Origin of the sequence: Phenylobacterium sp., from assembly GCF_004297125.1 — a bacterium.
In the GTDB taxonomy this organism is placed as follows: Bacteria; Pseudomonadota; Alphaproteobacteria; order Caulobacterales; family Caulobacteraceae; genus Phenylobacterium.
The window spans coordinates 1-21,023 of sequence record NZ_SCVD01000022.1; the positions used below are offsets into that span (position 1 = coordinate 1).

Consider the following 21,023-nt stretch of genomic DNA (forward strand, 5'->3'; position numbering starts at 1 on the left):
GAGGCCACCGACTCGCCGGTGATCATGCAGGCGTCGCGCGGCGCCCGGTCCTATGCGAACGACATCGTGCTGAAGCACCTGATCGACGCCATGGCCGAGATGTACCCGCACATCCCGATCTGCATGCACCAGGACCACGGCAACAACGAGGCCACCTGCGCCACCGCGATCCAGTACGGCTTCACCTCGGTGATGATGGACGGCTCGCTGATGGGCGACGGCAAGACGCCCGCCGACTACGACTACAACGTCAAGGTCACCCGCAACGTCGTAGACATGGCCCACTGGGTCGGCGCCTCGGTCGAGGGCGAGCTTGGCGTGCTGGGCAGCCTCGAGACCGGCATGGGCGAGAAGGAAGACGGCCACGGCTTCGAGGGCAAGCTCGGCCACGACCAGCTGCTGACCGATCCCGACCAGGCGGTCGAGTTCGTGAAGGCCACCGAGGTCGACGCGCTCGCCATCGCCATGGGCACCAGCCATGGCGCCTACAAGTTCACGCGCAAGCCGGATGGCGACGTCCTGGCCATGAACGTGATCGAGGAGATCCACCGCCGCCTGCCCAACACCCACCTGGTGATGCACGGCTCCAGCTCGGTGCCGCAGGACCTGCAGGACCTGATCAACAAGTACGGCGGCGAGATGCCCCAGACCTGGGGCGTGCCGGTGGAAGAGATCCAGCGCGGCATCAAGCACGGCGTGCGCAAGATCAACATCGACACCGACAACCGCATGGCCATCACCGCCGCGATCCGCAAGGTGTTCGCCGAGAAGCCGGGCGAGTTCGACCCGCGGGGCTACCTGAAGCCCGCCAAGGAAGCCATGCGCAAGGTGTGCATCCAGCGCTTCGAGGAGTTCGGCACGGCCGGCCACGCCGCGAAGATCAAGGCGATCCCGCTCTCGGAGATGGCCAAGCGCTACGCCTCGGGCGAACTGGCCCCGAAGCTCGGCCTGACCAAGGTCGCCGCCGAGTAGCCCCAAAGGCTGCAGGGAGCCGATGGAAACGCTTGAAGTCATCGCCAGGCCGCACTTCGAGAAGGCGGACCTGGCGTGGCTCACCGACATCCGTTCGCGCCGCGCCGGCAGCCGCGGGCCGCCCTATTTCACCCTGATCTTCCACGGCGCCGAGATGACGCCGAGCGCCTTCGCCGAGCAGGTCCGCAAGCTGGCCGCCGACGTGCCGCGGATCCGTTTCCGGCTGAGGTCGGCCCTGGTGGTTCCCGAGCCCACCGTGGGCCGCTTCCACGTGTTCCTGATCCCCGACGAGGGGTTCGGCGCGATCCTGAAGCTGCACGACGCGCTGCACGTGGGCGGGATCGAGACGGCGCTGCGGTCCGACACCCCGTACCTGCCCCACATCACGGTCGCCACGACCTCCGAGTACGCCACCGCCCGCAAGCTGGCCCAGGCGCTGAACATGGGCGGCATCGACGTCCCCGGCCACATCGAGGCCCTGGAGGTCGAACGCCGCGCCGGCGACGTGGTCCGCAAGGTGGCCGACATCCCGCTGGCGAAGCACGGCTGGTTCGGCTGAACTATACAAAAGATCTATGCTATCTACTGGAAGGATCAATTTTCCTTCTGGCGACTATGGGCGCACTCTCTCCCCACACCGCGAAGAGAGACGCCCCATGGACAAGCCCAAGACCCTGACCACCGCCGCCGGCATCCCGGTCTCGGACAACCAGAACAGCCTGACCGCAGGCCCCCGCGGCCCCCTGCTGGTCCAGGACCTGCACCTCTTCGAGAAGCACGCCCACTTCAACCGCGAGCGCATTCCCGAGCGCGTCGTCCACGCGAAGGGCTCGGCCGCCCACGGGACCTTCACGGTCACCCGGGACATAACCCGTTACACCCGCGCCGACCTGTTCGCGGCGGTCGGCAAGCAGACCGACATCTTCCTGCGCTTCTCCACCGTGGCCGGCGAGCGCGGCGCGGCGGACGCCGAGCGCGACGTGCGCGGCTGGGCGCTGAAGTTCTACACCGAGCAGGGCAACTGGGACCTGGTGGGCAACAACACGCCGGTGTTTTTCGTCCGCGACCCGCTGAAGTTCCCCGACTTCATCCGCACCCAGAAGCGCGACCCGCGCTCGAACCTGCGCAATCCCACCGCCATGTGGGATTTCTGGAGCCGGTCGCCCGAAAGCCTGCACCAGGTGACGATCCTGTTCTCGGACCGCGGCCTGCCCAGGAGCTACCGGCACATGCATGGCTTCGGGTCGCACACCTACAGCTTCCTGAACTCGGGCAATGAGCGGTTCTGGGTGAAGTTCCACTTCAAGACCCAGCAGGGCATCGAGAACCTGACCAACGCCCAGGGCGCGGCGGTCGTCGCCGACGACCGTGAGAGCCACCAGCGCGACCTGTTCGAGGCCATCGAGCGCGGCGATTTCCCCAAGTGGACCGTCTACGTCCAGATCATGCCGGAGGCCGAGGCCGAGACCACGCCGTACAACCCCTTCGACCTGACCAAGGTCTGGCCGCACGCCGACTATCCGCTGATCGAAGTGGGCGAGCTGGAGCTGAACCGGAACCCGGACAACTACCACGCCGAGGTCGAGCAATCGACGTTCTCGCCGGCCAACGTGGTCCCCGGCGTGGGCTACAGCCCCGACAAGATGCTGCAGTTCCGGCTGTTCTCCTATGCCGACGCCCATCGCCACCGGGTCGGCACGAACGCCGAGGCCCTTCCGGTCAATCGGCCCAAAAGCCCAGTGAACAGCTACCACCGCGACGGCGCGATGCGCTTCGACGCCAATGGCGGCGGATCGGTGAACTACGAGCCCAACAGCTTCGGCGGGCCGAAGGAGGATCCCAGCTTCCGCGAGCCGCCGCTGAAGATTTCGGGCGACGCCGACCGCTACGACCACCGCGTGGGCAACGACGACTACACCCAGGCCGGCAATCTGTTCCGGCTGATGAGCGACGACCAGAAGCGACAGCTGATGGACAATATCGCGGCGGCCATGGGCGGCGTTCCGGAGGCGATCCTGCGCCGCCAGATCGCCCACTTCGCCAAGGCCGACCCAGCCTACGGCGAGGGCGTCGCCCAGCGTGTCGGCTTGGCTGCGCTCGAACCGGCGGAGTGAGGCGCGAAGGGCAGCCTCACGCCTCGATGTCGGCGCCCTTCATCTCCTTGAGGAAGAAGAACCCCACGATCGCGGTGAAGGCCGCCACGACGATCGGGTACCAGAGCCCGTAGTAGATGTTGCCCGTGGCGGCCACCATGGCGAAGGCCGTCGTCGGCAGGAATCCTCCCAGCCAGCCGTTGCCCAGGTGGTAGGGCAGCGACATGGAGGTGTAGCGGATCCGCGCCGGGAACATCTCCACCAGGGCCGCGGCGATCGGCCCGTAGACCATGGTCACGTAGATCACCAGCAGCCACAGCAGGAAGACGACCATCGGCTTGTTCACCAGCGCCGGGTCGGCCTTGGCCGGATAGCCGGCGGTCTTCAGCTCGGCGGCGAGGCCCTTGGTCCAGACCTCCTTGGCGGCTTTGAACTCGGCCGCCGGCATTGCCGCGCCCTCGAAGCTCGCGACCTTCTTCTCGCCGATCATGATGTAGGCGGTTTCAGCCGCCGCGTAGGGCGTCGGCTTGTTGACGTATGAGACGCCGGCGTTGGCCAGCGCGCCCTTCGCCACGTCGCAGGCGGTGGTGAAGGCCTGCTTGCCCACCGGATCGAACTGGAAGTGGCAGGTGGCGGGATCCGCCGCCACGACCACCGGGGCCGAGGCGGTGGCCTGCGCCAGTTGCGGGTTCGCCGCTGTGGTCAACGCCTTGAACACCGGGAAGTAGGTCAGCGCCGCCAGCACGCAGCCCGCCAGGATCACCGGCTTGCGTCCGATCTTGTCGGAGAGCCAGCCGAAGATGACGAAGAAGGGCGTCCCCAGCACCAGCGCGACGGCGACCAGGGTGTTGGTCAGCGGCCCGTCGACCTTGAGCGTCTTTTCCAGGAAGAACAGGGCGTAGAATTGACCCGTGTACCAGACCACCGCCTGGCCGGCCGTGAGCCCCGCCAGCGCCAGGATCACTAGCTTGAGGTTGGACCACTGGCCGAAGCTCTCGGTGAGCGGCTTCTTCGAGGTGGTCCCCTCGTCGATCATCTTCTGGAACACCGGGCTCTCGTTGAGCCGCAGGCGGATCCAGAGCGAGACGCCCAGCAACAGGATCGAGACCAGGAACGGAATGCGCCAGCCCCAGGCCTTGAAGGCGTCCTCGCCGATGTTGGTGCGGACCAGGAGGATGACCACCAGGCTGAGGAAGAGGCCGAAGGTGGCGGTGGTCTGAATCCAGCTGGTGTAGAGGCCGCGCTTGCCGGGCGGCGCATGCTCGGCGACGTAGGTCGCGGCCCCGCCGTACTCCCCGCCCAGCGCCAGGCCCTGGATCAGGCGCATGACGATCAGCAGGATCGGCGCGGCGACCCCGATCGTCGCATAGCTGGGCAACAGGCCCACCACGAAGGTGGAGAGGCCCATCAGCAGCATGGTGACCAGGAAGGTGTTCTTGCGCCCCCAGAGGTCGCCCAGCCGCCCGAACACGATGGCCCCGAACGGCCGCACCGCGAAGCCGGCGGCGAAGGCCAGCAGGGCGAAGATATAGCCGGTGGTCTCGTTCACGCCGGAGAAGAAGTGCTGGGTGATGAACCCGGCCAGCGAGCCGTAGAGGTAGAAGTCGTACCACTCGAACACCGTGCCCACGGAGGCGCCCGCGACCACCGTCACGTTCGATCCGCGCGCCGGCGTCTCCGCCTCCGCCGCAGCCATGCCCATCTCCCCCGTTACGCTCTTGGCGGGACGGTAGGGGCATGCGGCGTCGCGCGGCAATCCCTCGCGGCGTGTTCAGGCGTCCGGCAGCTCGCCCATGGCGCTTTGCAGGTAGTTCTGCTCGCCCAGGCTCTTCACCAGGCTGAGCTGGGTCTCGAGATAGTCGATGTGGTCCTCGGTATCGCTGAGGATCTCGCGCAGCAGCTCGCGCGTGACGAAGTCGGCCGAGGCCTCGCACAGCTTGATGCCCTCGATCAGGGTCACCCGGCCGCCGGTCTCGACGCCGAGGTCGGCCCTCAGTCCCTCCACCACGGACTCGCCGATCGACAGCTTGTGCAGGTCCTGCAGGTTGGGCAGGCCGTCGAGGAACAGGATGCGCTTGATGAGCTTGTCGGCGTGCTTCATCTCGCCGATCGACTCTTCATAGGTGATCTTGCCCAGCCGGGCGAAACCCCAGTTTTCGTACATGCGGGCGTGCAGGTAATACTGATTTACTGCGGTCAACTCATTGGTGAGGACCGCGTTCAACAGCTTGATGATCGCCTTGTCGCCTTGCACCGTAGAGCCTCCATCCAAACAATAGAGGCGGAAATGCCTCTCGCTGGACAGCGGTGTCAAAGACAATGTCTGCGATTGATTTGCGGTTGCTGGAAAACCCGCAAATTCGCCTGCGAATGATTTTCGCTAGCTGGAAGAACGACCTATTCGGCCGCGAAACGCAGCGCCTCGCGCTCCTCGTCGAGGATCTTGCGCATGTCGCAGACGCACCGGGCGCACTGGACCGCCGAATCGCAGGCCTTGAAGATCTGGGCGGGTCGTCCGGCGCCGGCGGCGATAGCCGCGCGGACGTCGCGTTCCCGGATGCCATTGCAGTTGCAGACGTACATGAGCGCGCAAGCGGTCCCTGACTGACGCCTCATAACTAGCGCCTTGCGACTAAGTTTGCAAGTCATTCGCAACACATGATGAACGCCGATCACCCTGCGACCGGATGTCGCGGAGACCCCGGCCAAGCTTGGGCGTTGTTGCAGCTGGGAGCTGTTCGGAGCCACGGGAGACGGCGCCAGCGGCTTGTCTTGGGGACGAGCGATGGATCTCGACGCGCTGATACTGTCGCGACTGCAATTCGCGTTCACGATCGCGTTTCACATCATCTTCCCCAGCTTCACGATCGGCCTGGCCAGCTACCTGGCGGTGCTCGAAGGCCTGTGGCTGGTCACCAAGAACGAGGCGTTCAAGACGCTCTACTTGTTCTGGGTGAAGATCTTCGCGATCTCGTTCGGCATGGGCGTCGTCTCCGGCGTAGTGCTCAGCTACCAGCTCGGAACCAACTGGAGCGTGTTCTCGACGGTCGCCTCGCCGGTGATCGGACCGCTGCTCGCCTTCGAGGTGCTGGCCGCCTTCTTCCTGGAGGCCTCGTTCCTGGGGGTGATGCTGTTCGGCTGGAAGAAGGTGGGCCCGGGCCTGCACTTCACCGCGACGGCGCTGGTCGCGGTCGGAACCCTGATCTCGGCCTTCTGGATCGTCTCGGCCAACAGCTGGATGCAGCACCCGACCGGATACGAAGTGCTGCCGGATGGCGCGCTGCGGGCGGTGGACTGGTGGCGGGTGATCTTCTCGCCGACCTTCCCCGAGCGGTTCGCCCACATGACCCTGGCCGCCTACCTGACCACCGCCCTGGTGGTGGGCGCAGCCTCGGCCTGGCGGATCCTGAAGCGCGGCGCCGACGAGGAATCGCGCCTCGGACTGCGCATGGCCATCGGCATGTTCGCGATCGTGGCGCCGCTGCAGCTCTTCGTGGGCGACCTCTCCGGCAAGGAGGTGCTGCACGTCCAGCCCGCCAAGCTGGCCGCTATCGAGGCGTTCTGGGAGACCCGCACCGAGCAGCCGTTCCACATTGCCGCCTGGCCCGACCGGGACGCCGAGGGCAATCGGTTCGAGATCTCGATCCCCAAGCTCGGCAGCCTGATCACCGCCGGCAGCGCCTCAGCCGAGGTGAAGGGCCTGAAGGCGTTCGCGCCGCAGGACCGGCCGCCGATCTTCATCGTGTTCTGGGCGTTCCGGGTGATGGTGGGCCTGGGCCTCCTGATGATCGGCCTGGGCGCCTGGGGCGCCTGGCTGCTGTGGCGCACGCGCGGGCCGGAATACAGCCGCCCCTTCCTCTGGGCCGCTGTGGCCATGGGGCCGGCCGGCTTCGTGGCGGTGATCTCGGGGTGGGTCGTCGCCGAGGTGGGCCGCCAGCCCTATGTGATCTACGGCGTCCTGCGGACCGCCGACGCGGTCTCGCCCGTTGGCGCGGGCCAGGTCTCGGCCTCGCTGCTGGCCTTCATGCTCGTCTATGCGGTGATCTTCACCGTCGGCGTCCTCTACATCCTGCGGCTAATGGCCGAGGGGCCGGAGAGCCCGCCGGCGGAGATAGACGAGCCGCCCGGCGCCCCGCTCGCCGCCGGGACCAGGGGAGCCCCGCGATGACCCTCGATCTGCCGCTGGTCTGGGCCGGGATCATAGCGACGGCCGTGCTGCTCTATGTGCTGCTGGACGGCTTCGACCTGGGGATCGGCATCCTGTTCCCGTTCGCCGCCTCGCCGGCCGAGCGCGACGTGATGATGGAGTCCATCGCCCCGGTCTGGGACGGCAACGAGACCTGGCTGGTGCTGGGCGGCGGCGGCCTCTTCGCCGCCTTCCCCTTCGCCTACGCCGCCCTGATGCCGGCGATGTACCTGCCGATCATCCTGATGCTGCTGGCCCTGATCCTGCGCGGCGTCGCCTTCGAGTTCCGCCACCATGGCCGCGTCCGGGGCAAGGCCTTCTGGACCGCCGCCTTCGCCGGGGGCTCGGTGGCCGCGACCCTCGCCCAGGGCCTCGTGCTCGGCGGCTTCATCCAGGGCGTGAAGTTGGACGGCCGGGGCTTCGCGGGCGGGCCGTTCGACTGGCTGACGCCCTACAGCCTGCTGGTCTCGGTGGGCCTGCTGGCCGGCTACAGCCTGCTGGGGGCGACCTGGCTGGTCTGGCGCACCGAGGGCGACCTGCAGGCGCGCGCGCGCCGCTGGGGCTGGATCGCGGCGGCGGCCACGGCGGCCCTGCTGGCGGTGGTCAGCCTGGCCACCCTTTTCGTCCACCCACGCATCGCCATCCGCTGGGGCTTCGACGGCGACGCGTTCAACCTCGCGACCCTGGGCCCCTTGCTGCCCATTCCCCTGCTGGGCCTCGTGGGCCTGGCGGTCGTGGCGGTGGGCCTGCGCCGCGCGCACCAGGCCACTTCGCTGATCGGCGCCTATCTGGTCTTCCTGTCGGGCTACGTCGGGCTGGCCGTGGGCTTCTTCCCGAACATCGTCCCCTACGACCTCAGCTTCCGGCAGGCGGCCAACGCCGACAACGCCCTGGGCCTGATGCTGGTGGGCGTGGCGATCCTGCTGCCGGCGATCATCGGCTACACGGTCTGGGTCTACTGGCTGTTCCGCGGCAAGGTCGGGGGCGATGCGGGGTATCATTGAGCCGCCGCCACAGCGCGGCGAGGTTCCGCCGCCCCTCTGGGAGCGGCTGGCCTGGTTCGCAGGGTTGGCGATCACCGGCGCCGCCTCGTGCGCCGCCATCGCCTATGCCTTGAGGCTGTTGCTGCGCTGAGCCCAGGGGCGTGTATGTAGGGCCATGGCCCCGCCCCTCTGCCGCCTCTACCTGATCACCCCGCCCCGACTGGACGACCTGGCCGCCTTCGGGCAGGTCCTCGCCCACGCCCTGGACGCCGGCGACGTGGCCGCGTTGCAGATCCGGCTGAAGGATGTCCCGGACGAGATCGTCACCGCCGCCGTCGACGTGCTGACGCCGATCGCCCACGCCCGCGGCGTGGCCGTGATCCTCAACGACCGGCCCGACCTCGCCGCGCGGCTCGGCTGCGACGGCGTCCACATCGGCCAGGACGACACGCCGCTGGCCGAGGCGCGCAGGATCATGGGCCCGGACGCCATGATCGGCGTCACCTGTCACGACAGCCTGCACCTGGCCATGGAAGCCGCCGAGGGCGGGGCGGACTACGTCGCCTTCGGGGCCTTCTTTCCGACCACCACCAAGGACGCCTCGACCCGGGCCGATCCGGAGCTGCTGACCGGCTGGCAGGCGGACATGGTCATCCCCTGCGTGGCGATCGGTGGCATCACGGTGAAGAACGCCCGCGGCCTGGCCGCCGCGGGTGCGGACTTCCTGGCCGTCTCGGCGGGTGTCTGGAGCCACGGCGACGGCCCCGCCGCGGCGGTGAAGGCCCTCAACGCCGAGATCGCGGCGGGCGTGGCCGAGCGGGCCTAGGGCCACCGCGCCCACCGCGCCCACCGCGAAGCGGAGAGGAAGTCATTCCGGCGGCCCGTCCTCATATTCCGGCAGCCCCGCGGGCGTGCAAACGAAGGGATGCCGCGTGGCGGTGAACACCATCCGCTGCGGCGCGGGCAGGGTCGGGTCGGCGAAGGCGCCGCCGGCCACGCCGAGCACGTCATCCCACTCGGGCGAGCTCCACCAGACGTTCGACCCGCAGCGAGGGCAGAAGTTGAAGGTGGTCACGCCGTCCGGCCGCTGGAAATTGGACGCCTCGCCACGTCGCGCGACCATCTGGTCGGGGTGGAAGTAGACCGTCACGCCGAAGAAGCTGCCCGTCCGCCGCTGGCAACGGGTGCAGCAGCAACTCGACACCAGCACCGGCTCGCCGCGCATCGTCACGGCGAGATCGCCACACCAACAGGTCGCCTCGCGCTCCATCCGGACTCTCCTTGCTTTCACATCGGCCCGACACTAGGTTCCGCGCCCTCTATCCCCGGCCGAGATCTTTTGAAACCGTGAGCACCCAATCCGCCCTCCTGAAGGTGATGAGCGACGCTGCGCGCAAGGCCGCGCGTGGGCTCAACCGTGATTTCGGCGAACTCGCCGAGCTGCAGGTCGCCAAGAAGGCGCCGGCGGATTTCGTGTCGGCCGCCGACCTGAAGGCGGAACAGGTGATCTTCGAGGCGCTGTCCAAGGCGCGCCCCGGCTACAGCTTCCATGGCGAGGAACGTGGCCGGATCGAGGGCACGGACAAGACCCACACCTGGATCGTGGACCCCCTGGACGGCACGACCAACTTCCTCCACGCCATCCCCCACTTCGCCATCAACATCGCGCTGGAGCGCGAGGGCGCGGGCGTGGTGGCGGCGGTGACCTACAACCCCATCACCAACGAGCTGTTCTGGGCCGAGAAGGGCAAGGGCGCCTTCGTGAACGACCACCGCCTTCGGGTGGCGGCGCGCCAGCGGATGGACGAGGCGGTGTTCGCCACGGGCATCCCCTTCCTGGGCCACGGCCAGCACGCGACCTTCCTGAAGGAGCTGCATCAGATCAGCCAGCGGGTGGCCGGTGTGCGCCGGTTCGGGGCGGCGTCGCTGGACCTGGCCTGGGTCGCGGCCGGCCGGTTCGACGGTTACTGGGAGCGCGACCTGAAGCCCTGGGACCTGGCGGCCGGGATGCTGCTGGTCACCGAGGCCGGCGGCAAGGTGACGGACGCCGACGGCGAGGACGCGGTGCTGGGCAAGGGCTCGGTGGTGGCCGCGAACCTCGATCTCCACCCGCAGCTGCTCAGTCGCCTGACTGCCGCAAAATAGCGGCTAAGCTAGGGGTCATGACCATGACCCGCCGCACCCTGACCGCCCTGGGCCTCGCCGCCACCGCCATGCCGGCCGCCGCCAAGCCGAAGACGCCCATCGTCATCGCCCACCGCGGCGCGAGCGGCGAGCGGCCCGAGCACACGCTGATGGCCTACCGCCTGGCCATCTCGGAGGGCGCCGACTTCATCGAGCCCGACCTGGTCGCCACCAAGGACGGCCACCTGGTGGTCCGCCACGAGAACGAGATCGCCGGCACGACGGACGTGGCCAGCCGGCCCGAGTTCGCCCGGCGCAAGGCCGAGAAGGTCATCGACGGCCAGAAGATCACGGGCTGGTTCACCGAGGACTTCACGCTCGCCGAGCTGAAGACGCTGCGGGCCCGCGAGCGCCTGCCGCAGCTTCGGGCGGAGAGCGCCAGGTTCGACGGCCGCGAGCCGATCGTCACCTACCAGGAGGTCGTCGACCTGGCGAAGGCCGAGAGCGCGCGGGTGGGCCGCACCATCGGCACCTACCCTGAGATGAAGCACCCGACCTATTTCGCCGGGATCGGCCTGCCGCTGGAGCAGCGGCTAGCCGACGCGCTCAGGAAGAACGGACTGGACTCGAAGACCGCGCCCGTCTTCGTCCAGTGCTTCGAGGCCGAACCGCTGAAGACCTTCGGCAAGCTGGGCAAGGCGCGCCGGGTGATGCTGGTGGGCCAGGGCCCCGCCCCGGTCGACGTGAAGTCCGAGGCGGGGATCAAGGCCATCGCGGCCTTCGCCGAGGGCCTGGGGCCGGAGTGGCCGCTGGTGATCCCGACGGCGGGCGGCGTACTGGGCGAGCCAACCGGCCTGGTGACGTGGGCCCACACCGCCGGCCTGCAGGTCCATCCCTGGACCGTCCGGGCGGAGAACGCCTTCCTGCCCAAGAACCTGCAACGTGACGGCGGCCCCGCCGCCCACGGCGACGTGGATGCGGTCTTCAAGACGATCTACGCCGCCGGCGTCGACGGCCTGTTCAGCGACTTCCCCGGGCTGGCGGTGAAGGCGCGGAGCCAGTCTCCTCTCCCCCCACACGAAGTGGGAGGGGAGAGGGTAGGGTGAGGGGCGGCTCGTGCGAGTGTGATCCACCGATGGTCCAGCCATGACCCAGCTTCGTAGCCGTTGATCCTCGCGGAGCCATCGGAAGAGCGCCGAGGCCCAGCCGCCCCTCACCCCGCCCTCTCCCCTCGGGCTTCGCCTCGGGGGAGAGGAGGGCCCTAAGCCGCCTCGAACTGCAGCGCCGCCAGCCGCGCATACAACCCGTTCTTCGCCACGAGGGCGGCGTGGGTCCCCTCCTCGACGACACGGCCGTCGTCCATGACCACGATCCGGTCGGCCTTGAGCACGGTGGCCAGGCGGTGGGCGATGACCAGGGTCGTGTGGTCCCTCATCGCCTCGTCCAGCGCGCGCTGGACCAGGTGTTCGTTCTCGGCGTCCAGGGCGCTGGTGGCCTCGTCGAGCAGCAGGATCGGGGTCTCGCGGATCAGGGCGCGGGCGATGGCGAGGCGCTGGCGCTGGCCGCCGGACAGCGTGCGGGCGCGGTCGCCGACCAGAGTCTCGAGCCCCTCGGGCAGGGCCGACAGGAACCCCTCGGCCTGGGCCGCGCGGACCACGGCGCGGACGTCCTCGTCCGTCGCCCCTTCGCGGCCGAAGCGGATGTTGTCGGCGGCCGAGCCCGAGAACAACGGGCTCTCCTGGGCGACCAGGGCCATGCGGGCCCGGACCTCCGTGGGATCGGCGTCGCGCAGGTCGACGCCGTCCAGCAACACCCGGCCGGCCTGCGGGTCGTAGAAGCGCAGCAGCAGCCGGAACACGGTGCTCTTGCCGGCCCCGGACGGCCCTACCAGCGCCACCCGCTCGCCGGGTCGCACGTTGAGCGAAAAGCCCTTCAGCGCCGGCAGCTCGGGCCGGCCCGGATAGGCGAAGGTGACGCCTTCGAAGGCCAGCTCGCCGCGCGGCGGGTTGGGCAGGGGCGTCGGATTGGGCGGGGCGGCCACGCCGGGCCGGGCGTCCAGCAGCTCGCCCACCCGCTCCATGGCCCCGGCCGCCTTCTGCACGTCGCCCCAGGTCTCGCCCAGCGCGCTGACGGAGCCTGCGGCCATCACCGACAGGAAGGCGAACTGGAACAGCGCGCCCCATGAGATGTCGCCCCGCAGGCCGGCATGTACGCCCAGCCAGAAGACCCCGACGATGCCGCCGAACACCAGGACGATGACCGCGGCTGTCATGGCGGCCCGGGTGGTGATCCGCCGCATCTGGGCGCGGAAGGCCTGTTCCACCGCCCCGCCGAACCGGTCGGCGGCGGCCCGCTCGCGCCCGAAGGCCTGCACGGTCTCCAGCGCGTCCAGGCTCTCGCCGGCGGACCCCACGGCGTCGGCGAAGCGGTCCTGGGCGGACGCGGTCAGCTTGCGCACCCGGCGGCCGAACAGGAACAGCGGCGCCAGAACGAAGGGGAAGGTCAGCAGCACCAGGCTGGTCAGGTGCGGGCTGACGAACATCAGCAGGATCAGGGCGCCGATCAGCGTCAGCAGGTTGCGCAGCGCCACCGAGACGGAGGTCGCCAGCAGGTTCTCGACGATGGCGATGTCGGTGGTCAGCCGCGACAGCACCTCCCCGGTCCGGGTCTGCAGGAAGAACGACGGATCCAGCGTCAGGATGTGGCCGTAGGTGGCCTTGCGCAGATCGGCCACGACCCGCTCGCCCAGGCTGGTGACGAAGTAGAAGCGCAGCGCCGTGGCGATCGCCAGCGTGCCCGCCACCGCGCCGACGATCAGGAACCTGCGGTCGACGGTGGCGGCGTCGAGCCCGGGCTTGGTCAGGTTGTCCACCACCAGCCGGATCGCGCCGGACATGCCGAGCGTGGCGCTGGTGGACAGCAGCAGGAACACCAGCGAGGCCAGTGCGCGGCCCCAGTGGGCGGTGAGGAAGGGGCCCAGGCGGCTGAGCGCCCCCACGTTCCGGCTCCTGCCCCGCTTGGCGGCGTTCTCGGCGAGGGTCTGGGCCATGGCCTGGCCGGCGCTGGGCCGGCCCTCGACATGGGATCCGGGCGCGGAAGACTCTGGCCCCGGCTCGCTCATCGGTCTCGCACCTTGCATTTGCCCGCGCGTTTCTCTATACGCGCGGCTTCCTTTTCGACCGCCTTCACCGGCGGCCGGCCCAAGTTGGCCGCTCCATTACGTCAGGCGCCCGTGCGATGAAACAAGACACTCACCCCGACTACCACTTCATCACCGTCGTGATGACGGACGGCACCAGCTATCAGACCCGGTCCACCTACGGGAAGGCCGGCGACACGCTGAACCTGGACATCGATCCGAAGACCCACCCGGCGTGGACCGGCGGCGGCCACCAGATGCTCGACCGCGGCGGCCGCGTGTCGCGCTTCAACGCCAAGTTCGGCGCCTTCACGCGCAAGTAGGCCAGTCCCCGCGCAGGCGGGGATGGCGCGAGACATTGCAAACGCCGCGAGGGGCCACCTTCGCGGCGTTTTGCTGTCGGCGGCGGTGTGGCGGGGGCGTGGCGGGGACCACGAACCCCACGAGCAGGCCGCGGCGCGGCCGGCCGTGGGCCGTCCGGTCGCGTGGGGTCGGATTGGGAGGCGCATGCGCGCCGGGAGTCACGCCGAGCTGCGCCGGGGGTCCGGCGGGCGCGGTAACGCCGCGGCGCCGCCCAGGAGCCCAGATCGAGATCGTGGCTGGACGCCACGGCTCCATGTCTCCTCACCCGTAGGGGGAGGGGGACCACCTGCAAGGTGGTGGAGGGGGTCGGCCGGGCGCGCCGAGCTTGATCGGCCCCCCCTCCACCCCGCTTCGCGCGGTCCTCCTACGGGTGAGGAGATGGAACAACGCAGGGTCGGGCGCGCCAGGTCGAGGTTGTGGCGGATGCGGACGATGCAGCTTTCGACCGCCGCGTGGACGGCCTCGGGGTCGGCGTCGTCGGCCTCCAGCAGGACGTCCAGGTCTTCCAACGCCTCGTCGGCCTCGGCGCGTTCGTATTCGTACCAGTCCCCGCGTTCGGGTGACGGCCGGGGCTCAGGGGCCGGGGCGGGCGTCGTCGCCGGTCGGGGGGCTGCGGGCTCGCGGGCCGCGCGGTCCGCCGCCTGGGCCAGCCGGAATTCCAGGGCGATGGTCTGGCGCACGGCGCGCGAGACGCGGTGATAGGCCAGGCCTACCTGCACCCGCACCGACAGGTCCTCGGCCGCCTCCATGGCCGCGCTCAGCGCGCGCACCATGACCATCCCGGTCTCGGCCATCTCCGCCAGCACGCGTTCGTGCCGCTCGCGCATGTCACTTCCGGTGGACATGCGAGGATCAAAACATGGCGATGCGTCAGAAGCGGTCGCAGCGACGAAGTGGTGGGCGCGGCTTATAGCTGGCCGCCAGCCGGATGACTCGCCGTGAGGACAGTCGATGACTCCGCCCCGCCAAGCCCGCTTGCGCCACCACGCCCGCGAGCGGACGTTCCGAACTTCGCAGGTGGGTGGAAAGGGGACCTAGGGGTTGCTGCCCGAGCGCCAACGCCAACCGCCTTCGGTCTTGGCGGCCGCGATAATCACGGTCGCCACCACGAGGCCCGTCACGACCACTGCGCGCATCGTCCCGTCCAGCAACGTGATTGCGCCGACCAGCCCGGCGAAGAGGGCGGCGAGTAGCACCCAACCCTGCCATGAAATCGGCAAGCCTGCTCCGTAGCCAAAGCGCTTTGGTGCGAACCACGGTTTCGGTGCTCGCGTCATGCGTTACCTCCAGCGGATAACTGACTATAGCATGCGAATTTGCGAACGTCAGCAAGGGGTCGCACTCGGGCTTTAGCTCGTAGCCGGGATGCAGACCTTGCCGAACGCCCCCTCACAAGACCCATCGGAAGCCCGCGCGGGGTCGAGGCGCGACTTCACCTCCCCCGCGCAGCGGCGGGAGGGGGACCGCCCGCCGAAGCCGGCACTGGCCGGCTGCAGAGCGGGGGGTGGAGGGGGCGAGCGACCGCTCAGGACGTCCGGCTGCGTTTCAGCGCTTCGATCTTCAGCAGGACCTCGTCCATGACCCCGTCGAGGTCGTGGTAGACTCGCGACGCTGGGATCCGCATCACCTGCACGCCCTGTCGGGCCAGCCAGTGGTCCCGCGCGGCGTCGCGAAGTTGGGCGTCATCGTCCCAGTGCGCAGCGCCATCGACCTCCAGCGCCAGTTTCAGCGCCGGACAGTAGAAGTCGAGGATGATCGAGCCGAAGGGGTGCTGCCGGCGGAAGGTCGGTTGCTCGCCGCCGCGTCCACGCAGGCGGCTCCAGAGGATCACCTCCGGCTCGGTCATCGCCTTGCGCATCGCGCGGGCGCGGTTGGTGATCACCGTGCGTCGCAAGGCTGTGCCGGCCGCTCGCCCCCTCCACCAGCCGCTCTTCGCTGCGCTCGGCGACCGGTCCCCCTCCCGCCGCTTCGCGGGGGAGGTTAAGAACATAAAGTGAACATATGGGTAGGCGCAAGGTCCGCAACAGGTCGCAGTCGGGATGGCTCCAGGTCGCAAAGCAGACCTGACCGACGTCGGCGCAGGGTGGAGGCTATGCCGCGCCGGGCCCGGTGCGGCTGGGTGTTCCGAGTGGAAGCCCCCAGCTCCGCCGTGGGGGAGGAATTCCGGCGATCAGCCCCCGAAGGCGCTCTTCAGGCGGTCCATCTGGCCCAGAACGGGATTGGACGGCTCGGCGGTCTGGCTTTCCAGATACATGCGCTTGTCCAGGTGACGGACGCGCTCGTAGAGGCGCTCGGCGCGGTCGGCCAGGCCGGTGAGGCCGCGGGGCAGTTCGCCGCGGGCCGCGTCGGTCTCGCGGGAGACCTCCTCGCCGTTCAGGCGGTAACGGTCCTCGCTGGCCGAGGCCGGGGCCATGTCGCCCTCGCGCACGGCGCGCTGGACCAGCAGCCACGAGGCCACCTGCATCAGGCGGGTGGTCAGGCGCATGCTCTCGGCGGCATAGGCGAGCGCGGCGTTGCGGGAGAGCAGCTTCGACTCCTGGCGGCCTTCGCCGTCCAGGTAGCTGGCGGTCTCCTCCACCAGCTCCATGCCTTCCTGGAAGGTCCGCTCGAACAGCTCGGAGCGAGCGAAGTCCTGGATGACGTCATCGCGCCAGTCGGGGCTCTGGATATCCTGCATCAAGCGGACTCTACACCGTTTAGGGTTTCCACGCGCTGAACGAAACGTCGCAACGCGACGTCGCCGTGCAACCGCCGTGCCATGGCCAATCAGTTGGCGGGGCGTGAGAAAAGCGCGTCGGCGGCCGCCCGGCCCGACAGCTTCTTGTCGATCTGGGCCCGCACGCGCCGGGCCTCGGCGTCCAGCACCTCCAGCCGCTCCTCCAGCTCGGAGACGCCGTAGAGTTCCAGGTCCTCGCGGACAGCTTCCAGCAGGCGCTGCCCGCGGACAACTCGGACTTCGACAGGTTCTTCCACTTCGAACCCTCCTTTGCGTCCCCCGACCGGAGGTCTATCTGAACGCGCAAGCCCGATTTGCGCAAGTTTCAGGACAATCATGACCAGCCCGATCGAAGCCGAGACCATGACCACCATCGCCATCGAGGGCGGCAAGGGGCCCGCTTCGGCGCTGAAGCCCGTCCGGGCGCCGATCCCGGAGCCCGGTCCGGGCCAGATCCTGATCAAGGTGAAGGCGGCAGGCGTCAACCGGCCCGACATCGTCCAGCGCAACGGCGGCTATCCGCCGCCGCCCGGCGCCCCGGACACCATGGGCCTGGAGGTGGCCGGCGTGGTGGCCAAGGCCGCCGGCCGCTGGAAGGTCGGCGACAAGGTCTGCGCCTTGCTGGGCGGCGGCGGCTATGCCGAATACGCCGCGGTCGACGCGCGCCACGCCCTGCCGATCCCGGAGGGCCTGAGCTTCGAGGAAGCCGCCGGCCTGCCCGAGACGGTGTTCACGGTCTACGCCAACGTCTTCGAGCACGGTCGCCTGAAGGCCGGCGAGACGCTGATGATCCATGGCGCAACCTCCGGCATCGGGGTCACGGCGATCCAGATGGCCAAGGCGGCCGGCGCCAAGGTGATCGGCACGGGCCGCGGCGCCGACAAGGCCAAGACCGCGCTGGCGCTCGGCGCCGACGTCGCGGTCGACGTCACGACCGAGGACTTCGCCGAGGTCGCCAAGCGCGAAGGCGGCGTGGACGTGGTGCTGGAGATGGTCGGCGGCGACTATGTGCCGAAGGACCTGGACGCCCTGAAGACGGACGGCCGCATCGTGTTCATCGCGGCGCTGGCCGGCCCCATGCTCGGCATCCCGATCTTCGCGATCATGATGAAGCGCGCCGTCATCACCGGCTCCACGCTGCGGCCCCGCAGCGCCGACGAGAAGGCCCGCCTGGCCGCCGAGATCGAGCGCGTCGTCTGGCCCTGGATCGCGGCGGGCAAGGTGAAGCCGCAAATCGACGCCACCTTCCCCCTGGAAGACGCGGCCGCCGCCCATGCCCACCTGGAGGGCGGCGCCCACGTCGGCAAGGTGATCCTGGTCACGCAGTAGCCGGAACGGCGCCGCCACAGCCGCGTTGGGCGCGGATGTCCTCGAACGTCATCCAGCGCGGCCTCACCAACCTCGGCGTCGTCACCGCCCGGCCGATCGCCTTCGTGGCGGTCGGCGCCTACGCGGTCGCTTGGCTCGTCTTCGACCGTGGAAGTTTCGACATGCACGGCGGCGCGGCGCTGGGGGCGTGGTTCATGACGCTGTTCATCCAGCGCGCCGCGCACCGCGACACCCAGGCGATCCAGGCCAAGCTGGACGAACTGTTGCGCGCGCACGGCGAGGCGCGCACCGAGCTGGCGAGCCTGGACGACGACGAGCCCGAGGAAATCGAACGCCGGCGAGAACGGGAGCGGGCGTAGCTACTTCTCGAAGATGCCCATCAGCAGCGGACGCACGAACACCGAGGCCGCCGCCTTGGGCCGCACGTCGGGGACCAGGTAGCCCAGCTCGGCGCAGGCGTTCAGGGTGGCGTTCAGCATCTGCGAGGCGATGAAGGGATCCACCGGCCGGATCGAACCCTCGGCGATCCCGTCCGAGATCATCGAGGCGAAACGGTCCGAGACGCGGTTCGCATGCTCCACCATCACCCGGCGCATCTGTTCCGGCAGGGCGGTGAGCGCGCTGGTGCGCAGCAGCGGGCCGTGGTCGGAGAGCTGGAACTCGGCGAGCGCCGCAGCGCAGGCCGACACCTTGGCCCACTGGTCGCCGGGCAGCTCCATCGCCAGGCGCTGCGCGCGGGTCATGACCTCGAAGCTGCGCTCGAAGCAGGTCACCACCAGGTCGTCCTTGGCCTCGTTGTGGTGGTAGAAGCTGCCCTTGGTGACGTTGAGCTCGGCCGAGATCTTGTCCACCGAAGCGCCGCGGTAGCCGCGCAGGTTGATCAGCCGCGTCGCGGCCAGCAGGAAGGTCTCCCGCGCCAGCTCCGGCCCCTCGCGGGCGGCGAGCTGGTCCATCGGGATCGGAGCGGGCTCCCAGGCGGCGCCCTCGGGCGCCATGCCGTGCAGGAAGATGTCGACCATGCGGTCGCGGACGCGCGGATGGTCCACCGGGTCGTACTTCGCCAACCAGGCCCCGCCCCAGAACACCTGCTCCAGCAGCATCCGGGTGCGCGCGGTGCGCCGGCCGCGGGACATCCAGATCAGGTCGGGATGGTCGAAGATCTGCCGCGCCTTGCGGAACAGCCGGCCGTAGGCGGTGGCCACTTCCTCACGCCGCGGCGAGGTCAGCGCCCGCAGTTCCGAGATGATCGGCAGCGGCGGGGCCGTGCCGGCGATGGTCCGGCCCAGCACGTCCAGGTAGAGGGTGAAGAACGCGTGCAGCCGCTCGGGCGGGCTCGGCGCGCGCACCGCCTCCTCGGCCAGGTCGTACAAGGTCTCGATCCCGCGGGTGATGCAGGCGGCGGCGAGGTCGTCCTTGCGCTTGAAATAGTAGGTGACGCTGGTGGTCGACAGATCGACGGCCGCGGCGGCGTCGCCCAGCGTCAAACCTTTGATTCCCTTGCGGTTCAGGATGCGGGTCGCCGCATCCAGGATCGCTTCACGCTTACGCTCGAACCGATCTGTGGATCTTGCCGCCGCGCTTCGTGGAGCCATGGGCGCCCTATTCCCCGAATGGACACCCTTTTGACCCCGAAAGGGCCGCTTCGCCAAGACTCTACGTCACCCAAGTTGACGCGTGAACAGGCGCCACCCTCAGCTGTCCGAGAACCCGAACGGCGCGCTGGTGCGGCGGATGTCGTCGGGCAGGATCTGGCGGCCGATCGGCGGCGCCGAACGCGCGGTGCATTCGGTCCTGTGGCAGAGGCGGCAGGTGACCCCGATGGGCGTTGCCGCCTCCGCGCCGTTCGGCTGGTCCTGGGTGTAGATCAGGCGGCCCGCGTGCTCGGCCGCGCACCCCAGGGCGATGGCCCGTTCCACCCGCGGCTTGCCATAGCCGCCCCCGCCGGCGGTGACCGTCCGGGCGATGGAGAAGAAGCGCTGGCCATCGGGCAGCTCCAGCCACTGGGTGACGATCTGGCGGGGCGTGCGGAAGGCCTGGTGGACGGTCCACAGCGGGCAGCCGCCGCCGTGGCGCGCGAACGGGAAGCCGGCGCCGTCCAGGCGCTTGGAGACGTTGCCCGCCTCGTCCACCCGGATGAAGAAGAAGGGCACGCGCTCCTGCCCGGGCTTCTGCAGGGTGGTGAGCCGGTGGGCGATCTGCTCGAAGCTGGCCCCGAACTGGCGGCCCAGCGCCTCCAGGTCGTAGCGACGCGCCTCCACGGCCCGGGCGAAGGCGGTGTAGGGCATCAGGAGCGCGGCGGCCGCATAGCTGGCCAACGCCCGGCGCGTCAGCCGCTCGCCGCTCTCGGTGGCGAACCCGCCCATCGAGACCACCGCGTCCACGTCGCCCCCCAGCTCCAGGTAGGCGAGCTGCAGGGCGAGCTGGAAGGTCTGGCTGGCGTTGTCCAGCTCGTCGCTGAGCAGGATTTCGCGACGGTGATGATCCAGGCGCCGCGTGGAGCCGACCATCACCTCGGGCGGCAACCTGCGGACCTTCAGGTTGTGCCGGGCCTTGAAGTAGGCGGTGAAACCCTCGTGGGACGCCACCTGCTGCGCCAGCCGCTCGGCCGCGTCGTCCAGGCTGGGGAAGCTGTTGCGCCGCGCCTCCAGGAACCGCCGGGACTCGGCCACGGGGTCGGAGGCGTCGGCGCCGCGGCCGGCCGCGTCGGCCTGGACCCCGCGGTCGGCCAGCGCGAGCTGTTCTTCCCGGTAGGCCGTGTAGAGCCGCAACAGGGCCTCGGTGATGCCGGGGAAGTTGGTGGTGACGTCGGCGCTCTCCAGCGACGGCAGGTCGATGTCGGCGAACATCGGGTCCTTCAGCACGGCCTGCAGCCGCGCCGCATCGTCATTGGCCCCGCTCCCCGCCAGGGCCGCCATGTCCAGCTTGTAGGTCTGGGCGAGGCGCAGCAGCACCTCGGCGCTGAGCGGCCGATGGTTGCGCTCCAGGAGCGCGATGTAGGACGCCGAGACATCCAGGTCGGCGGCCATGTCGGCCTGGGTCAGGCCCCGGTCGCGGCGCAGGCGACGCAGGCTGGGACCCACATAGAGACGACGGTCGGCAGGCATGGCAGGCCCTTGGT

The 21,023-nt window shown here is 69.4% G+C and carries 24 protein-coding genes; 12 read left to right on the plus strand and 12 right to left on the minus strand.

Translation table 11 applies throughout. From position 1 onward, the window contains the following. From fba to EPO51_RS14895, 3 genes are all read left to right on the plus strand, one after another. A partial coding sequence (fba, locus tag EPO51_RS14885) for a class II fructose-bisphosphate aldolase (RefSeq protein ID WP_293351856.1) occupies positions 1-972 on the plus strand: 972 nt, incomplete at its 5' end. A gap of 22 nt (positions 973-994) precedes the next feature. Beyond that, positions 995-1,531, plus strand: a complete 537-nt coding sequence (locus tag EPO51_RS14890; protein WP_293351858.1) for a 2'-5' RNA ligase family protein — start codon at positions 995-997, stop codon at positions 1,529-1,531. Between the two features lie 97 nt (positions 1,532-1,628). Beyond that, positions 1,629-3,086 carry a catalase gene (locus EPO51_RS14895; RefSeq protein ID WP_293351860.1) on the plus strand — a complete coding sequence of 486 codons (1,458 nt, stop codon included), beginning with the start codon at positions 1,629-1,631 and terminating at the stop codon, positions 3,084-3,086. A gap of 16 nt (positions 3,087-3,102) precedes the next feature. On the opposite strand, the gene EPO51_RS14900 is transcribed toward EPO51_RS14895, so the two are convergent. From EPO51_RS14900 to EPO51_RS14910, 3 genes are all read right to left on the minus strand, one after another. Beyond that, positions 3,103-4,761, minus strand: coding sequence for an MFS transporter (locus EPO51_RS14900; protein WP_293351862.1), 1,659 nt, complete (start codon positions 4,759-4,761; stop codon positions 3,103-3,105). A 75-nt stretch (positions 4,762-4,836) separates the two neighbouring features. Then, positions 4,837-5,319 (minus strand): bacterioferritin, encoded by a 483-nt coding sequence (gene bfr, locus EPO51_RS14905; RefSeq protein WP_293351864.1) that lies wholly within the window; start codon positions 5,317-5,319, stop codon positions 4,837-4,839. A 143-nt stretch (positions 5,320-5,462) separates the two neighbouring features. Continuing rightward, positions 5,463-5,648, minus strand: coding sequence for a (2Fe-2S)-binding protein (locus tag EPO51_RS14910; protein ID WP_293352100.1), 186 nt, complete (start codon positions 5,646-5,648; stop codon positions 5,463-5,465). A 202-nt stretch (positions 5,649-5,850) separates the two neighbouring features. Between EPO51_RS14910 and EPO51_RS14915 the strand changes: the two genes are divergently transcribed. The 4 genes from EPO51_RS14915 to thiE are packed head-to-tail and all read left to right on the plus strand — an operon-like array spanning position 5,851 to position 9,060. Beyond that, positions 5,851-7,233: a cytochrome ubiquinol oxidase subunit I gene (locus tag EPO51_RS14915; protein ID WP_293351866.1), complete on the plus strand. Its 1,383-nt coding sequence runs from the start codon at positions 5,851-5,853 to the stop codon at positions 7,231-7,233. Then, on the plus strand, positions 7,230-8,255 hold the full coding sequence (cydB, locus tag EPO51_RS14920; protein WP_293351868.1) for a cytochrome d ubiquinol oxidase subunit II: 1,026 nt from the start codon (positions 7,230-7,232) through the stop codon (positions 8,253-8,255). Before EPO51_RS14915 ends, cydB begins: the two co-directional genes overlap by 4 nt. Continuing rightward, positions 8,239-8,385 carry a hypothetical protein gene (locus tag EPO51_RS14925; RefSeq protein WP_293351869.1) on the plus strand — a complete coding sequence of 49 codons (147 nt, stop codon included), beginning with the start codon at positions 8,239-8,241 and terminating at the stop codon, positions 8,383-8,385. Before cydB ends, EPO51_RS14925 begins: the two co-directional genes overlap by 17 nt. Positions 8,386-8,409: 24 nt before the next feature. Then, positions 8,410-9,060 carry a thiamine phosphate synthase gene (thiE, locus tag EPO51_RS14930; protein WP_293351871.1) on the plus strand — a complete coding sequence of 217 codons (651 nt, stop codon included), beginning with the start codon at positions 8,410-8,412 and terminating at the stop codon, positions 9,058-9,060. Positions 9,061-9,102: 42 nt separating this feature from the next. Here thiE and EPO51_RS14935 read toward each other — a convergent pair whose 3' ends face one another. Then, positions 9,103-9,504, minus strand: a complete 402-nt coding sequence (locus EPO51_RS14935; protein ID WP_293351873.1) for a GFA family protein — start codon at positions 9,502-9,504, stop codon at positions 9,103-9,105. A 77-nt stretch (positions 9,505-9,581) separates the two neighbouring features. On the opposite strand from EPO51_RS14935, the gene EPO51_RS14940 reads away from it, so the two are divergent. Both EPO51_RS14940 and EPO51_RS14945 read left to right on the plus strand, forming a co-directional pair. Next, on the plus strand, positions 9,582-10,379 hold the full coding sequence (locus EPO51_RS14940) for an inositol monophosphatase family protein (RefSeq protein WP_293351875.1): 798 nt from the start codon (positions 9,582-9,584) through the stop codon (positions 10,377-10,379). A gap of 23 nt (positions 10,380-10,402) precedes the next feature. Continuing rightward, entirely contained in the window at positions 10,403-11,464 is a 1,062-nt protein-coding gene (locus tag EPO51_RS14945; protein WP_465246607.1) for a glycerophosphodiester phosphodiesterase, read from the plus strand. A gap of 155 nt (positions 11,465-11,619) precedes the next feature. Here the strand turns inward: EPO51_RS14945 and EPO51_RS14950 are convergent, their stop codons facing one another. Continuing rightward, positions 11,620-13,479, minus strand: coding sequence for an ABC transporter transmembrane domain-containing protein (locus EPO51_RS14950; protein WP_293351879.1), 1,860 nt, complete (start codon positions 13,477-13,479; stop codon positions 11,620-11,622). Between the two features lie 116 nt (positions 13,480-13,595). Here EPO51_RS14950 and rpmE point away from each other — a divergent pair, with 116 nt between their 5' ends. Continuing rightward, on the plus strand, positions 13,596-13,820 hold the full coding sequence (gene rpmE / locus EPO51_RS14955) for a 50S ribosomal protein L31 (RefSeq protein ID WP_293351881.1): 225 nt from the start codon (positions 13,596-13,598) through the stop codon (positions 13,818-13,820). 198 nt (positions 13,821-14,018) lie between these two features. On the opposite strand, the gene EPO51_RS14960 is transcribed toward rpmE, so the two are convergent. The 5 genes from EPO51_RS14960 to EPO51_RS14980 all read right to left on the minus strand — a co-directional run bounded on the left by EPO51_RS14960 (position 14,019) and on the right by EPO51_RS14980 (position 16,833). Further along, positions 14,019-14,705 (minus strand): hypothetical protein, encoded by a 687-nt coding sequence (locus tag EPO51_RS14960; protein WP_293351883.1) that lies wholly within the window; start codon positions 14,703-14,705, stop codon positions 14,019-14,021. A gap of 189 nt (positions 14,706-14,894) precedes the next feature. After that, positions 14,895-15,137, minus strand: a complete 243-nt coding sequence (locus tag EPO51_RS14965; RefSeq protein ID WP_293351885.1) for a hypothetical protein — start codon at positions 15,135-15,137, stop codon at positions 14,895-14,897. A gap of 248 nt (positions 15,138-15,385) precedes the next feature. After that, the gene (locus tag EPO51_RS14970) at positions 15,386-15,754 is read right to left on the minus strand and encodes an endonuclease domain-containing protein (RefSeq protein ID WP_293351886.1); all 369 of its coding nucleotides are present in this window, start codon (positions 15,752-15,754) and stop codon (positions 15,386-15,388) included. 276 nt (positions 15,755-16,030) lie between these two features. Then, entirely contained in the window at positions 16,031-16,537 is a 507-nt protein-coding gene (gene rcdA, locus EPO51_RS14975; RefSeq protein ID WP_293351888.1) for a protease adaptor protein RcdA, read from the minus strand. A gap of 89 nt (positions 16,538-16,626) precedes the next feature. Beyond that, the gene (locus EPO51_RS14980; RefSeq protein ID WP_293351890.1) at positions 16,627-16,833 is read right to left on the minus strand and encodes a DUF1192 domain-containing protein; all 207 of its coding nucleotides are present in this window, start codon (positions 16,831-16,833) and stop codon (positions 16,627-16,629) included. Positions 16,834-16,912: 79 nt separating this feature from the next. Here EPO51_RS14980 and EPO51_RS14985 point away from each other — a divergent pair, with 79 nt between their 5' ends. Then, entirely contained in the window at positions 16,913-17,905 is a 993-nt protein-coding gene (locus EPO51_RS14985) for an NAD(P)H-quinone oxidoreductase (protein WP_293351892.1), read from the plus strand. A gap of 35 nt (positions 17,906-17,940) precedes the next feature. Next, positions 17,941-18,264, plus strand: coding sequence for a low affinity iron permease family protein (locus EPO51_RS14990; RefSeq protein WP_293351894.1), 324 nt, complete (start codon positions 17,941-17,943; stop codon positions 18,262-18,264). Here the strand turns inward: EPO51_RS14990 and EPO51_RS14995 are convergent, their stop codons facing one another. Continuing rightward, positions 18,265-19,497: a TetR/AcrR family transcriptional regulator gene (locus tag EPO51_RS14995; RefSeq protein ID WP_293351896.1), complete on the minus strand. Its 1,233-nt coding sequence runs from the start codon at positions 19,495-19,497 to the stop codon at positions 18,265-18,267. It lies immediately after the preceding gene. A 99-nt stretch (positions 19,498-19,596) separates the two neighbouring features. Further along, the gene (locus EPO51_RS15000) at positions 19,597-21,009 is read right to left on the minus strand and encodes a helix-turn-helix domain-containing protein (protein WP_293351898.1); all 1,413 of its coding nucleotides are present in this window, start codon (positions 21,007-21,009) and stop codon (positions 19,597-19,599) included. Between the last annotated feature and the right edge of the window lie 14 nt (positions 21,010-21,023).